Origin of the sequence: Corynebacterium incognita, from assembly GCF_014217255.1 — a bacterium.
GTDB classification, from domain to species: domain Bacteria; phylum Actinomycetota; class Actinomycetes; order Mycobacteriales; family Mycobacteriaceae; genus Corynebacterium; species Corynebacterium incognitum.
Window position 1 is genome coordinate 251169 of the sequence record NZ_CP059404.1, and the last position, 14881, is coordinate 266049.

At 62.3% G+C, this 14881-nt stretch carries 13 protein-coding genes; 7 read left to right on the forward strand and 6 right to left on the reverse strand.

What is annotated here, in order from left to right; translation table 11 throughout:
• Positions 1–522 precede the first annotated feature (522 nt).
• Positions 523–1233, forward strand: a complete 711-nt coding sequence (lexA, locus tag H0194_RS01210; RefSeq protein WP_185176083.1) for a transcriptional repressor LexA — start codon at positions 523–525, stop codon at positions 1231–1233.
• A 242-nt stretch (positions 1234–1475) separates the two neighbouring features.
• Entirely contained in the window at positions 1476–2330 is an 855-nt protein-coding gene (locus H0194_RS01215; protein WP_185176084.1) for a DeoR/GlpR family DNA-binding transcription regulator, read from the forward strand.
• An 87-nt stretch (positions 2331–2417) separates the two neighbouring features.
• Here H0194_RS01215 and ptsP read toward each other — a convergent pair whose 3' ends face one another.
• Positions 2418–4103: a phosphoenolpyruvate--protein phosphotransferase gene (gene ptsP / locus H0194_RS01220; RefSeq protein ID WP_185176085.1), complete on the reverse strand. Its 1686-nt coding sequence runs from the start codon at positions 4101–4103 to the stop codon at positions 2418–2420.
• A gap of 212 nt (positions 4104–4315) precedes the next feature.
• On the opposite strand from ptsP, the gene H0194_RS01225 reads away from it, so the two are divergent.
• From H0194_RS01225 to H0194_RS01235, 3 genes are all read left to right on the forward strand, one after another.
• Positions 4316–5284, forward strand: coding sequence for a 1-phosphofructokinase family hexose kinase (locus H0194_RS01225; protein WP_185176086.1), 969 nt, complete (start codon positions 4316–4318; stop codon positions 5282–5284).
• 63 nt (positions 5285–5347) lie between these two features.
• The gene (locus tag H0194_RS01230; protein WP_185176087.1) at positions 5348–7477 is read left to right on the forward strand and encodes a PTS fructose transporter subunit IIABC; all 2130 of its coding nucleotides are present in this window, start codon (positions 5348–5350) and stop codon (positions 7475–7477) included.
• 44 nt (positions 7478–7521) lie between these two features.
• Entirely contained in the window at positions 7522–7791 is a 270-nt protein-coding gene (locus tag H0194_RS01235; RefSeq protein ID WP_185176088.1) for an HPr family phosphocarrier protein, read from the forward strand.
• 118 nt (positions 7792–7909) lie between these two features.
• Here the strand turns inward: H0194_RS01235 and H0194_RS01240 are convergent, their stop codons facing one another.
• Positions 7910–9199, reverse strand: coding sequence for a uracil-xanthine permease family protein (locus H0194_RS01240; RefSeq protein ID WP_185176089.1), 1290 nt, complete (start codon positions 9197–9199; stop codon positions 7910–7912).
• A 9-nt stretch (positions 9200–9208) separates the two neighbouring features.
• Positions 9209–10714 carry a GTPase HflX gene (gene hflX, locus H0194_RS01245; protein WP_185176090.1) on the reverse strand — a complete coding sequence of 502 codons (1506 nt, stop codon included), beginning with the start codon at positions 10712–10714 and terminating at the stop codon, positions 9209–9211.
• Between the two features lie 90 nt (positions 10715–10804).
• Here hflX and H0194_RS01250 point away from each other — a divergent pair, with 90 nt between their 5' ends.
• Positions 10805–11593: a hypothetical protein gene (locus H0194_RS01250; protein ID WP_185176091.1), complete on the forward strand. Its 789-nt coding sequence runs from the start codon at positions 10805–10807 to the stop codon at positions 11591–11593.
• A gap of 21 nt (positions 11594–11614) precedes the next feature.
• Positions 11615–12172 carry a hypothetical protein gene (locus H0194_RS01255; RefSeq protein ID WP_246388976.1) on the forward strand — a complete coding sequence of 186 codons (558 nt, stop codon included), beginning with the start codon at positions 11615–11617 and terminating at the stop codon, positions 12170–12172.
• Here H0194_RS01255 and dapF read toward each other — a convergent pair.
• Genes dapF through H0194_RS01270 form a run of 3 tightly spaced genes read right to left on the reverse strand, consistent with a single transcriptional unit; the run spans position 12169 to position 14746 of the window.
• Complete coding sequence (gene dapF, locus H0194_RS01260; protein WP_185176092.1) at positions 12169–13065, reverse strand: diaminopimelate epimerase; 897 nt, start codon at positions 13063–13065, stop codon at positions 12169–12171. The two genes, H0194_RS01255 and dapF, sit on opposite strands and share 4 nt — an antisense overlap.
• A 29-nt stretch (positions 13066–13094) precedes the next feature.
• Entirely contained in the window at positions 13095–14021 is a 927-nt protein-coding gene (gene miaA, locus H0194_RS01265; RefSeq protein ID WP_185176093.1) for a tRNA (adenosine(37)-N6)-dimethylallyltransferase MiaA, read from the reverse strand.
• Complete coding sequence (locus tag H0194_RS01270; RefSeq protein ID WP_246388978.1) at positions 14018–14746, reverse strand: hypothetical protein; 729 nt, start codon at positions 14744–14746, stop codon at positions 14018–14020. Before H0194_RS01270 ends, miaA begins: the two co-directional genes overlap by 4 nt.
• Between the last annotated feature and the right edge of the window lie 135 nt (positions 14747–14881).

The following is a 14881-nucleotide window of genomic DNA, read 5'->3' on the forward strand; positions in this document are numbered from 1 at the left end:
GGATTCGACTTCGTTCGCCCGATCTGTGGGCCGCAGGCCCCTCACAGCACCGTCCGACCGTTCGAAAGGCGTGGCTCGTTCCAGCGGGACCGTCCGAATGGAAGCGGCCAGATAGCTACGCCGCACGCGTGGAACACTAGGCTCCTCGTAGTCCCAGACTGCTGCAGCTGGCACTACGTTGGCAGCGTTGGAAGCTGCATAGTTGCGGTTACGAACTGGATTGATGGCGATGGTCATTGTTAGTCCTTTCATTGAATGTGTGCTCATAATAACGTCGGTGTAAGACAAAGAATTCCACATCGTTCGAATCTGTAGAGCACATGTTCGATTTCGTTTCTACGTTCGATTTATAGCAACCCCTCGAACATTTGTCCAGTTTTCCGCGCGCCCACTCGAACAAACAGGCGCACTATGCTAAAAAGTAGTTAAGTGTTCGAATCCGCTTGGTCGAACCTCACCTACGCGACAACCAGCCACACCAGCAACCAACATTGTTGAAATACTGAAGCTTTGGAGAATGCAATGACCCCACCTACTCAACCGCGCGAAGGCAAGCCTGACGTCAAGTCACTGTCCGCGCGCCAGCGCCGAATCCTTGAAGTCATCCGAGACGCCGTGGTGTTACGCGGCTATCCGCCGAGCATCCGCGAGATCGGCGACGCCGCCGGCCTGCAGTCCACCTCATCAGTGGCGTACCAGCTCAAGCAGCTGGAGGAAAAGGGCTTCCTGCGCCGAGATCCCAATAAGCCCCGCGCCGTGGATGTGCGCGATTTCAATCCAGACGAGGGCGCACGCCGCAAGCCCGGACCGCAGAGCAAGCGAGAAATAGAAGCTGCGATGCCTGAGGAAGCAAGCTCGGCAACGCTCATTCCGGTGGTGGGCCGCATTGCCGCGGGCTCCCCCATCACGGCCGAGGAAAACGTCGACTCTTACTACCCGCTCCCCGCGGAAATTGTGGGCGACGGGGAGCTGTTCATGCTGCAGGTCGTCGGCGAATCGATGCGAGATGCCGGCATCCTTGACGGCGACTGGGTTATCGTGCGCTCCCAACCGGTGGCCGAAGAAGGCGAGTTCGTGGCCGCCCTGCTGGAGGGCTCCGAAGCTACCGTAAAGGAATTCCACAAGGACTCCTCCGGGGTATGGCTGCTTCCACACAACGAGGCCTTTGCCCCCATCAAGGGCGACGAAGCCGAAATCATGGGCAAGGTTGTTTCGGTAATGCGCAAGCTTTAGCTTCGGCCTACACCCCCGAGTGTGGCTAGCACTCGTCCCACCAGTGAGGCGCCCGACTTCCCACTTCATGGAAGCGGGCGCCTTGTGAGCTGCGACAATGTTGCCGAAGCAGGCCACTTCCGCCGTGTGAACATCACACGGCGCGTGTGAACTTTGTAGCCGAAGGAAGTTACCAGTGCCGCCAGGCAAAGTTTCTGAGAAACTATAAATATTGAAGTTTCCCATTACCTAAGGAGTTGCTGATGTACGCCGATGAGCGGAGGCGCCAGATTGCTTCGTTGACTGCAGTTGAGGGGCGCGTCAATGTCTCCGAATTGGCCCGGCACTTCGACGTCACTCCGGAGACGATCCGTCGCGACCTCGCTGCGTTGGATGACTCCGGCATGCTGCACCGCGTGCACGGCGGCGCCGTGGCGGCACAAAATTTCCACACAGCCGAGGAAGCCCTGGACGCCCGCCTCCGCTCCGCACCGCAGGCCAAGGCCGCCATCGCGGAAGCCGCGCTATCATTCCTTCCGGAGGCTGGCGGCAGCATCTTCCTCGACGCGGGCTCCACAGTCCACTCTTTTGCCAGCCTAATCCGGCTCAACAACGCGGCCTCTGGTTTGTCGGTGGTCTCTAATTCCCTACCGATCGCCCTGAGCCTGGCCAACGTGCCGGACACCACCGTGCAGCTGCTCGGCGGTACCGTGCGAGCGTTGACCCAGGCTGTTGTGGGCGACATCGCACTGCGGACGATGGCACTACTGCGGGCAGATGTTGCTTTCTTGGGTACCAACGCCATCACTTTGGACAACGGGCTGTCCACGGCCGATCCCCAAGAGGCAGCTATCAAGACGACGATGGTGACCAACGCCCGCAAAGTCGTGGTGCTATGTGACGCCACCAAACTAGGCAATGATTTCCTAGTCAATTTCGCGTCCCTTGATGATGTTGACGTCATCATCACCGACTCCACCGCACCTACGTCCTTCGTGCAGGAGCTGCGCGATAAGGGCATCGAGGTCGTCGTAGCTGATCCCCGAGCGGCCAGCTACACGATTTTGTCGGATCCAATATCTGTTCACACCATCGAGGCCCGACGGCTCCCCCGCTAGCCCGGGAAAGACACGAGGCCGGGGACGTGGTCCCCGGCCCTATTCTGTCCCGCACTTACCGTAAATGATGTGCTTCTCGCGCTGCTATTAAGCGTTCGCGAGCAGTTCGCGAACAGCAGTTCGGCCTTCCACGGCGCCAGCAGCGTCGCAGGCGACGCGTGCGGCTTCTTGGCACTGCTCAAGTGTAAGCTCAGAAAGCTGCGCACCCGCCGCCGCTACGGCGGACGAGGCAGCGGACAAAGAGTTTACCCCCAGTCCGGTGAGCACAGCCGCGAGCTGCGGATCGGCCGCGGCCTCACCGCACACGCCCACAGGCACATTGTGTTCACGGGCTACCTCACAGGTCCGCTGGATGAGTCGAAGGACCGCGGGCTGCCACGGGTCAGTGAGGTAAGCCAGGTGCGGGGACAACCGGTCCGCAGCCATGGTGTACTGCGTGAGGTCATTAGTGCCGATAGATACGAAGTCAAGGTGTGGCAAGATCTTCTCCGCCATCAGCGCCACGGCGGGCACTTCCACCATCGCACCAGCAGTTAGTCCGCGCTCGCGACACAAGCCCGCGAACCACTGTGCCTCATGGGCTGTAGCCACCATAGGAGCCATGACCCATGTCTGAGCGTCTGCGCCCCGCTTCTGTGCAGCGGCCGCGATCGCGTCGAGCTGGCGAGCAAGCAGCTCCTCGTTGTCGCGAGCAATGCGAAGTCCGCGCACGCCGAGTGCCGGGTTATCTTCTTCCTCCAGGGTCGCGTAGCTAATCGGCTTGTCAGACCCCGCGTCGAGCGTGCGAATGACCACCTTGGATTCCGGGAAAGCATCAAATACCTCGGAGTATACCGCGGCCTGCTCCTCCACTGTGGGCTCTTGCGATGCCGACAGGAAGGACATTTCTGTGCGGTAAAGGCCGATGCCCTCAGCCTGTGATTCTGCGGCGGTACGCGCGGCCTTGCCATCGGCGACGTTTGCGAGCAACTGGACGCGGTGCCCATCCTTTGTCTGCGCAGGGCCACGCCACTGAGCGATGCGTGCCGACGTCTCGCGGTATTCGGCGACCTTTGCTTCTGCGGCGGCCTCATCCGCCCCGACCACGATCTGCCCCGTGGCACCATCAACGAAAAGGGGCGTGCCTGCCTGCAGTTCCTCAAGCTCCAACCCGGCGGCTACAACGCACGGAATGTCTAGCTGGCGGGCGATGATAGCGGTATGGCTGGTAGGCCCACCCAAAACGGTGACCAAGGCCACGATATGGTCCTTGTCCAACGTCGCCGTATCGGCAGGCGCCAGGTCATCCGCCAACAACACCGCGGTGCCGTCCACCTGTGGCAGGCCGGGTTCTGGGGTGCCATTGAGCTCAGCAATGACGCGGTCGCGAACGTCCTTGAGGTCGGTGGTGCGTTCTGCCATCAGACCGCCCGCGGCCTCGAACATGGCGACAAACTTTTCCGTCGCCCGTACCGCAGCAAAGTCCGCAGGGTGTCCGGAATTGATATTCTTCTTCGCCTGCTTGAGCCAGCCGCGGTCTGTAGCCATCTTTGCAGTCGCCTCCAGCACCTGAGCGGCATCGCCTTCAGCACCCGCGGCCCGCCGTTTCAGCCGATCCGCGACCTCCTGGGCCGCGGCAGTAAAGCGTTCGTACTCCGCCTCACGGAGTTCCTCTGCGATGACACCGCCAGCCTGCGGGAGTTCAGGGCGTGGTCGTACCCACACGGCGTCGGCAAACGCATAACCCGCCACTACGCCGGTTCCGAGGATTTCTTGGGTGCCTGTAATGCTCATTGTTGTATGTCCTGACCTTGCAAAACTTGGGTGACAAATATGACAACACTCGAGGTTATCTGCGCTTATAGAATCTCTTCGACGGCAGCGTAGACTAAAACTCAGTGAACTAAACCGACCCTAGTAGGGCGCACGCGGTGCATACTAGCCCGTTGGTTTCGTACCACTTTACCCGCTAAAAATCCCAACAACAGACTTGGTGAGCAACGTCTATGATCTTAACCTTTACCCCGAACCCCAGCGTTGACGTCACACTGCGTCTGCCCTCCCCGTTGTTGCCGGGTGAGGTCAATCGCGCCGTCGAGGTACAGCGCGTCGCAGGTGGCAAGGGAGTGAATGTCACCCATGCCATCCATAAGGCGGGCAATGCGTCACTCGCGCTTGTACCCGCACGCCAGGATGATTCCTTTGTGGCTTTGATGAACCAGGCACGCATTCCTTACGAAATTGTGCCGATGGACAACATCATTCGGATCAACACCACCATCACCGATCCTTCCGGGGAAACGACCAAGGTCAATGGCCCAGGTTCACCGCTCAAGGATTCGCTACTGCTTCGTCTTGAGGCAACACTGTGCGTGTTGGCCCACGACGCGTCCTGGGTGGTGTTGGCGGGTTCCCTTCCTGCCGATGTCCCAACTGACTGGTACGTCACCATCATGAAGGCGCTGCGGGAAGAACTACCGGGAGTCAAGATTGCGCTCGATACTTCCGACGCCCCGTTGCAGGCGGTGGCTCAGCACTTGGACGACGTAGCCCCCAACGTCATGAAACCAAATACCGAAGAACTCGCGCAGCTGACCGGACTACACCGAGAAGAGCTGGAGGCAGCGGCGTCACGAAAGGATTTTGCCCCTCTCGCTGAAGCCGCACGGAAAGTCATTGCCCGCGGCGTGGAGGAACTGCTCATCACTTTAGGAGGAGACGGCGCGCTGTTGGTGACAGCGGACGCAGCGTGGTGGGCCTCCACCCCGGACGTGACCGTGCAATCCACCGTAGGCGCTGGCGATGCTTCGCTAGCGGGATACATCATGGCGCGACGTTTTGAAGAGCCCCACCAAGAAGCGCTGCAACAAGCGGTGGGCTACGGCTCCGCCGCCGCCTCCCTCCCGGGCACGACGTTCCCCGCAGCACACGAAGTTGTCTACGACGGCATCACTCTCCAACAACTCGATATGTAGCATTTTTCATAACACCCCTGGCCACCAGGGAAACCCACGTAACACACGAAGGAGGGACCTACCATGACTCATCCAGTCATCACCCCAGAATTGGTAGCCCTTGACGTCGACTTTGGCGCAACCATCCCCGACGTCATCAATAATCTGGCCCACACAGTCGCGACAGCTGGTCGCACCGACGATCCCGCCGCGCTCGCTCAAGCCGCAATTGACCGCGAAGAGAAGGCCGGCACAGGAGTGCCAAGCGGCGTAGCCATCCCGCACGCTCGTACTGCAGCGGTAGAGGCTCCTACCCTCGCGTTCGCCCGATTGTCTCGCGGCGTCGATTTCTCTGGGCCCGACGGTGATGCGAAGCTCGTATTCCTCATCGCTGCCCCGGAAGGTGGCGGCAAGGAACACCTCAAGATTTTGTCGAAACTCGCGCGCGCTTTGGTGCGCAAGGACTTCCTCGAGCAACTGCGTACCGCTGACACACCCGAGGATGCAGTGTCCGCCATCAACGAGGTACTCACCACCACCAAGAAGAAGTCCGCCACCACCCCCACTGGCGCTGCCGCCGCAACAGCCGCAACGGCTACAACGGCTGCAAACAGCCACGAGGGCGCGAACGCGGAAGGCGGCGCCCCGGAGAGTTCGGGAGGAGGCCCCGTCCGCATCGTGGCCATCACTGCTTGCCCCACAGGCATCGCGCATACCTATATGGCCGCCGACGCCCTGACCCAGACCGCCGAGGGCCGTTCCGACGTCCAACTGCTGGTCGAAACCCAAGGGTCGTCGTCGAACACTCCCCTTGAGGCTCGTGACATTGCTGCTGCCGACGCCGTCATCTTTGCCACCGACGTCGGAGTCCGCGACCGGCACCGTTTTGCTGGCAAGCCAGTCATCGAGTCCGGAGTCAAGCGCGCTATCAACGAACCCGGCGTCATGATCGACGAGGCCATCGCCGCCGCATCAAATCCCAACGCTCGCAAGGTCGCCGCGGCTAGCGGTGACGAGCCCTCCGCCTCCGCGGCCGCTGCAGGTGGCACCAGCGCCAAGGGCGGGCTGAGCTGGGGCAAGAAGATTCAACAGGCCATCATGACCGGTGTCTCTTACATGGTGCCGTTTGTCGCAGCCGGCGGTCTGTTGCTGGCCCTGGGATTCTTGTTCGGCGGCTACGACATGGCCGACGGCTGGCAGGCCATCGCCACTGAGTACTCACTCAACAACCTCCCGGGCAACACCATCGTGGTCGACGGAGCGGAGATGACCTTCAAACGCTCGGGCTTGCTCTTATACGTAGGCGCAGTGTTGTTCGCCATCGGCCAGCAGGCGATGAGCTTTATCGTGGCCGCACTGTCTGGCTATATCGCCTACGCTCTGGCTGACCGCCCGGGCATCGCACCGGGCTTCGTTGGTGGCGCTATCTCCGTTCTGCTGGGCGCGGGCTTTATCGGCGGCCTCATTACCGGCCTTCTCGCGGGCCTCATCGCTGCCTGGATTGGTAGCTGGAAGGTCCCCAACTGGCTGCGCTCCCTCATGCCGGTGGTGGTGATCCCACTGCTCACCTCGCTCGTGGTGGGTCTGCTGATGTTCTTCCTGCTGGGCCGCCCGCTCGCCGGGATCATGGAAGGGCTGCAAAACTGGCTGAGCTCCATGAGCGGTTCCTCCGCTGTGCTGCTTGGAATCATCTTGGGCCTCATGATGTGCTTCGACCTTGGCGGTCCCGTGAACAAGGCAGCGTACCTGTTTGCCACCGCAGGGCTGTCCACTGGCGACGAAGCTTCCATGATGATCATGGCCGCCGTCATGGCCGCCGGTATGGTCCCGCCTATTGCATTGTCACTGGCCACCATGGTTCGCGCGAACCTGTTTACCCCGGCTGAACGGGAGAACGGCAAGTCCGCGTGGCTGCTCGGTCTCTCCTTCGTTTCTGAGGGCGCCATCCCATTCGCCGCGGCCGACCCACTCCGCGTGATCCCGTCAATGATGGCTGGCGGCGCCGTTACCGGCGCGGTGTCGATGGGCCTTGGAGTTGGTTCGCGTGCACCACATGGCGGCATCTTCGTGCTCTTCGCCATCGACCCCCTGTGGGGCTTCATCCTTGCATTGCTCGCTGGTACCGCGGTGTCTTTGCTGTGCGTGCTGGCACTGAAGAAGTTCTGGCCACAACCCGCGGTAGCCCCCGTCACCGAACCGGCTGAAGTCGCGTAAACTGGCGCGCAAGAAATTCCGAAAGAAAGGACCGTGTGAACACTATGGCTTCCAAAACTGTCAAGGTGGGTTCCACCGTTGGCCTGCACGCTCGCCCCGCCTCTATCATTTCTGACGCCGCGGCTGAGTATGACGAAGACATCTTCCTGAACCTCGTAGGCGAGGACGAGGACGAAGAGACCGATGCGTCGTCGTCCCTAATGATCATGGCTCTGGGCGCCGAGCACGGCGACGAGGTTACGGTCACCTCCGAGAACGCCGAGGCCGTCGAGGCCATCGCTGCACTCATCGAAAAGAATCTCGACGAAGCCTAAGCCTTATCCCCTGGGCTTCCTCGGCTTAGCCTGCGAGAAAACACCAAGACCACCTGCCATTCGCTGCGGCGAATCAGGTGGTCTTTTATGTGACGTGGTCTTGTCTCAGAGGTGTGCGTCAGTGGTAGTACTTCGCACCCTTGCCCTCGCCAAACGTGTCGTACAGGTACTTCATCACCGGGTAGGCCACGATGATGCCCACAGAACCCCAGGCGATGCCTTCGAGGGACACGCCGAAGACCGAGAGCGTCAGGTTGCCGATGCCCGCTACGAGCGCGATGGCGGCAGCCGTCAGGTTGACCGGGTTGTTGAAGTTCACCTTGTTGTCCTGCCAGATGCGCACGCCCAGCATGCCAATGAGGCCGTAGAGCACGAGCGTTGCGCCACCGAGCACGCCGGTGGGAATCGTGAAGATGAGCGCTCCAAACTTCGGGACGAACGCCAGAGCCACCGCCGTCAATGCCGCCACCCAGTAGGCGGCGGTCGAATACACGCGCGTGGCGGCCATGACACCGATGTTCTCCGCGTAGGTGGTAGTACCGGAGCCGCCGAACCCACCGGCCAACGAGGTCGCCACACCGTCAGCAATGAGAGCGGTGCCCGCCACATCGTCCAGGTCGCGGCCGGTCATTTCCGAGACCGCCTTCACATGGCCGACGTTTTCCGCGATGAGCACGACCAGCACCGGCAGCGCGATGGCAATCGCAGACAGCTCGAACTCCGGGGTGTGGAACTGCGGCAGGCCGATCCACGGCGCGGCGTCGATAGCTTCCTTGGTGCCCTCTGCAAGGTTGCCCGTAACAGCGGCGAAGACCCAACCCACGACCACACCGATGAGGATGGACAGGCGCGAAACCATGCCGCGACCAGCAACGGTTGCCAGAATGATGGTCAGCAGCGTCACCGTGGCCACCAGCGGCTGCGACTGGTAGCTCGTCGCGGCAGTCGGCGCCAGGTTCAGACCGATGAGTGCCACGATCGCGCCGGTCACCGCTGGCGGCATCACAGCGTCGATGACCTTGCGCCCCGCGGCCTGCACCGCGAAGCCAATGAGAACTAAGGCCAGGCCGGTCACCAATACAGACCCCGCCTGCACACCAATGCCCTGCGATTGGCTCGCAGTGAGCGGCGCGATGAAGGCGAAAGAGGAGCCGAGGTAGGACGGCAGCCGGTTGCGGGTGAGCAGGAGGAAAATCATCGTGCCCACGCCCGAGAACAACAACGTGGTGTTCACCGGGAAGCCGGTCAGTGTGGGAACCAACAGCGTGGCACCGAACATGGCCACCACGTGCTGCATACCAATGCCGATGGTGCGTCCCCAGCTCAGTCGCTCTTCTGGTGCGACCACCGCGCCTGGGGCGATTTTCTTACCGTCTCCGTGGACGGTCCAGCCAAATGAATTAGTCACAAATGCACATTATTGCGCACCGACCACGAATTCGCGTAACTCATCGGCCACTGCTTGCGGCAGGCGGACGTCGATAAGCGTCCCTGTGTCCGTGTATTCCTCACTGCGCACGGTGCCCTCCTCATGGAGGCGCGCGACGACGTCCCCGCGACCGTATGGAATATCCATGGTGACGTGCGCATCAAGGGAGTTGAGGAACAGCTCCACGCGTGAGGTGAGCTCAGGGATTCCCTCCCCCGTGTGTGCCGAAACAAACACCACGTTGTCGCGATCGAGCACGTGGCGCACCTCTGCCAACACCAGCGGATCAGCCTTGTCTATCTTGTTGATCACCAAGATTTCTGGGGGTGCTTCCTCACCGGTCTCCTTAACGATGTCGTAGATGACCTTGTTCACTGCCTCAATCTGTTTGATCGGGAACGGATCCGAACCGTCGACCACGTGCAACATGAGGTCCGCTCCGAGCACTTCCTCGAGGGTGGACTTGAACGCCTCCACGAGCTGCGTGGGCAGGTGGCGAACGAAACCGACGGTGTCGGTGAATACCACCTGGCGGCCGTCAGCCAGCTCCGCGCGGCGAGTCGTGGGGTCCAAGGTGGCAAACAGCGCGTCTTCCACCAGCACGCCCGCACCGGTCATGGCGTTAATGAGCGAGGACTTGCCCGCATTGGTGTACCCAGCGATAGCAATCTTGGGAATCGCGGAGTTCTGACGGCGCGAGCGCTTGATCTCACGCGCGGTCTTCATCCCGGCGAGTTCCTTGCGCAGTTTGGCCATGTCCGTACGCAGGCGGCGACGATCGGCCTCAATCTTCGTCTCACCCGGACCACGAAGGCCCACGCCGCCGTTAGAACCCGCGCGACCACCGGCCTGGCGCGAGAGGTTGCCGCCCCAGCCACGTACGCGGGTGTAGAGGTATTCCATCTGCGCCAGCGAGACCTGGGCTTTGCCCTCTTTGGACTTCGCGTGTTGGGCGAAAATATCCAAAATGAGCATGGTGCGGTCAATCACCTTGGTATCCAGCGCGCGTTCTAACGCCACGAGCTGGCCGGGGTTGAGCTCGCCGTCGCAGACCACCGTATCCGCGCCCGTCGCGGCCACGATGTCCTTGAGTTCTTTGACTTTGCCGGAGCCGATATAGGTGCCGGAATCCGGCTTGTCGCGCTTTTGGTAGAGCATCTCGACGACCTCGGCGCCCGCAGTCTCGGCCAGCGCGGCGAGCTCGTCCATGGTGGCTTCGACCTCGGCGACGGTGCCTTCCGTCCACACGCCGACAAGGATGACGCGCTCCAGGCGCAGCTTTCGGTACTCAACCTCGTAGCCGTCTTGGGTGTCCTCTGAGCGTATCGACGTCTCTTTGCTCACCCGCCGAAACGCGTTACGCTCCGCAAGGTCGAGCTCTCCCACAGTGGGTGTCAATGGACCGCCCTCGTCCGGGGCCGCGCCCTGCGGGGCGTTGTCTTTGAAGGCGCGGGCGAGAAGGTCATCGTTACGGTCAGCGGAGTTTGAATTCATTAACACTCCATTGTTCCATACCAGGGCAGAAACCAACGAAATTCTCCGCGCCTGCAAAAGGGTTTTTCTCCACCTGCTTTCGGGTTTAAGATGATCACCATGACTACTCCAACTTCCACGGGCCAGCCACTGCAGGAACTCGCATCGCTGGGCATGCGCTTTGACAAGTGGCAGGACGCGGTCGAGGCCGCGATTGCCACCGACCGCCTCGTTGTCACCGGCGAGGTGCGCGGCGGCCAGCTCATCCAGTACACGGACGCCTCGGGCGCCCAGCTCAACATCCTGGCTGTGGAACCGTTCGCCACCTTCGTCGGCTTCGATTCGGTGACCAAGGGCTTCGCCAACGTGGCCATGGTCAACGACGTAGTGGCGCACCTAGACATCATCGATCCCTTCGGCAACACGATGACCAAGGCCACGGCCAACCTGGCTCAAGGACCGTTGCTCGTGGACGAGCCGGAGCAGCAGTGGCAGGAAATCGGGCTGGTCATCCTGGGGCTGAACGTGGAATCCTTCAAGTCCGCGGAGGCTTACGAGGCCGCCCGCGACGAGTACCCGGCTACCTTCCATTCCCCTGGCGCGGAGCTGATCGAATCCGGCAACGGCGCCGGTATCCCGGACGCTGGTTGTACATTCTCCGGCCGTGTCATGGAATCCACGCTGAAGACCAATGAGCTCACCGGCCAGGAGTTTTACCACGTTGTCATGGACGGGGCCTTCCCCTTCGATCTGTGCCTGCCGACGTCTATCGGCGAGCTTCCCGCGAAGGATACCGTGCTTTCCGGCAGCGGTTTGCTGACCGCCGCCGTCGCGGCCCCCACCGGCGGCTGTGGATCCGGCGGGTGTAGCTGCGGATCCGGTGGCTGCGGTGGTCACTAGGATGTCCTAAACTGTGAGACGATGATCATTCCAGCGAGCCCCTTTTCCAATCTCTGGCAGCGGTGGCTCACACTGGCCATCGTGGCGCTGTGCTGCATCGGCCTGGTGTGGCGGCTGCTCGTGCCGGGGGCTTTGCTATCTCTCGTCCTCTTAGTTCTTACCTTTTTGCTCCTGCGCCAGCGCCCCGACGCTTTCGAGCACAAGGCTTTGCGCACCTCCATCGCGCTGTCGGCAGAAGACGTCGAGGACGTCCTCGCCGAATACGAGCGTTTTAGCTGCAGTCCAGACACAGATTGCTTGGCAGACCGGACCATTCACCGGCCCGCCCTCATGGACCAAGACTGCACCGACGCCGATATTTCCGATTTTCATTACCAGCGCACAAGCTCACGGCGCTTCCTTCGTCGGCTCAATGCCCGTCTGGCGGATCCCGCACTGGAAACCCAGCAACTGGAAACCCTACTGAGTGTCACCGATAAGCGCGCCGCCGCGCTGCGTGCCGCTTGGCTGCGCGCCCGCCAGGCCGCACAGCGCATCGGCCCCTCGGGGCACAACGGCTCGGCAGGAAACGCCACTTAAAGCACTGTTTTTCCCGTAGCCACGATCGCCGATGGCCCGGTGAGCACCGCGTCCCCCGCGGTGATGGCGACTTGTACACGACCGCCGGGAACGTGAACGATGACCTCACCTTCGCCGGCCCCGGCGTCGGCAAGCGCGGCGCACGCCGCGGCGACGGTACCGGTACCGCAGGATTTGGTCTCCCCGACCCCGCGCTCGTACACGCGCATGGACACCGCGTTGCGCCCATCGTCATCGCTGCGCAGTGGGGTCACAATCTCTACGTTGACGCCTTCGGGGAAGAACTCCGGGTCGTAGGCTGGCGGTGCCAGCTCCAGCTCATGCAGACCCGCTGCGTCCAGCCCAGGCACCACGGCTGCAAGGTGCGGGTTACCCATGTCCACGCCCAGGCCGGCGTAGCGACGCCCTGCCATCCGCACCGTCGATAGGCCCGTGACGCGCGGCAAGCCCATGTGCACCGAAACAGTGGCGGCGTCAGACGTGGCCTCGTGGACCACCACCTGCTTGGCACCGGCACGGGTACCGACCGTCCAGGGCTGCCCAGCCGGGACGTCGATGAGTTTCTGCGCGACGAGCCAGTGGGCGAAGACTCGCATGCCATTGCCACACATCTGCGCCACCGAGCCATCGGCGTTGCGATAGTCCATGAACCAGTCGTGGTCTGCGATCCCAGGTGCGAGCACGCTCACTTCTCCGGCCTCCACAAGTGCACCGGCGCGCGCGACGCGCAATAGGCCGTCACCGCCGATACCCGTGCGACGATCACACAGCGCGCGTACCCGGTCCGGGGAGATGCCCAATTGGGCGTACTCGTCGGGCACGATGACGAAATCATTTTCCGTGCCGTGGCCGCGGCCGAATTCGAGCGCGAAGTTCTCCTGCGTCGCAATCATGGGGCTAGTCTAGCTCAGCCGTGTCGCACCTATGTCAACGCCGCCCACGCCTGAGAGACGGTATCCCCTGCGGCATCCAGCCAGGTGATGCGGGGATCTCGGTGGAACCAGGAGCGTTGGCGGCGCACGTAACGGCGGGTCCCGGTGGTCGTCTTCTCCTGTGCTTCCTCGAGGGTTAGCTCCCCGGATAAATACTGCAACACCTGGGCGTAGCCGATGGCCCGGCCGGCAGTGGAATCTGCCACCAACCCGTGTCCAACCAAGTCTTCGACCTCCGCCACGAAGCCACGCTCAAACATAAGCTTGGTGCGGGTGGCGATGCGGGGGTTGAGCCACTCCGCCTGGGTGCGCAACCCAAGAATGCGCGTCCCCCAGCGCGGCGGCGCGTTCTTGGGCGGCTGGCTGGCCTGGAAGGGCTTACCGGTCAGCTCGATCACCTCGAGTGCGCGAACGGTTCGACGGGGGTCCTTGTCCTCAATAATCGCGGCGGCTGCCGGGTCCTTTTCAGCCAGCAGGGCGTGCAGCACGTCGACGCCGCGCTCGCGAAGCTCCCCCTCCCACTTGGCGCGGACGACGGGATCAGTGGGCGGAAATTGCCAATCGTCGATGAGCGATTGGACGTACAGCATTGAGCCGCCGACCAGGATGGGAACGTTGCCCCGCTGCATGATGGCCTCCACGTCGCGCACCGCGGCGCTTTGATAACGCGCCACGGAGGCCGTCTCAGTCACGTCCCACACGTCCAACTGGTGGTGCGGGATGCCCTCCCGCTCCTCCACTGTCAGTTTCGCTGTCCCGATGTCCATGCCGCGATAGAGCTGCATGGAATCAACGTTGACTACCTCGCCATCGAGCTCGTGGGCTAAGGCGACGCCAAGCGCCGACTTGCCGCTGGCGGTGGGACCGACCACCGCGATGGGGCGGATGGATTCTGCGCCCAAGGTTATGCCACTCATGATGCTGCCTCCCTCGGTGTTCTATCCTTTGGTGTCCACTCCCACAGCGCCACGTAGCGTCCCACTCCCAGCGAAGTGTCCGCGGCCACGAGCTCGCGGTGGACCACGTGGCCGGCGGCTTCCTGCGCGGCCAACCACGCCGCCAGCTCCGGCCACAGGTAGGGCTCAACGACGCCGGCGTGTGCCAGCGCGTCAGCGTTCCAGTGCTGCGACCAGCTAGCCGCGTCTCCGCCCAGCAGGGCGCGCAGTGAAGCGTCGGCCGCTCCGGCGTCGGGAAGCAGTGCCAACGGAGCTTTGTCGTCCAGGCCTGCGGAGCCCTCCGCCACCACGATGGTGAGCTCCCCACCAGCCACCGTCACGCCAAGGTGCTCGTCCACCCAGCGCGGCTCGCGGTCCTCGGCAACGAAGCGAGCGATGAGCTCGGGAAGGTAGTTTCCACCCTTAAGACGCGGCATCCCCACTGGGCCGGGACCGTCGCCCCAGGCCCGAAAGCTACCCGTATGCGCCGTATGCCAGCGCGCCGCCCGGCTGCCCACGATGCGCAGATCGAGCCCTGCACCGCCTGTTACCGCCAGCGCACGCTGGATCACCTGACGTGCCGCCACCAGCAATTGGCGTGAGGGCTCATGTGCCGGGGCTAGCTGCGGGATGAGTGCCGGCGATCCAGGAATCACCACCACATAGCCGCGGGGTGCCGGGGTTGTCTGAGTTCCGCTATCGTTCACGACTTCTACTGTAAACGCCCCGGAGTTTTGTCAAAATGAGACCTCCACATCGCTCACGCCCTTTACAAACGCGGTAAAGTAATACTAACTGAGCACAATGGCAGCCGTGACGCGCGGCAGAATCGACAAGTAAGG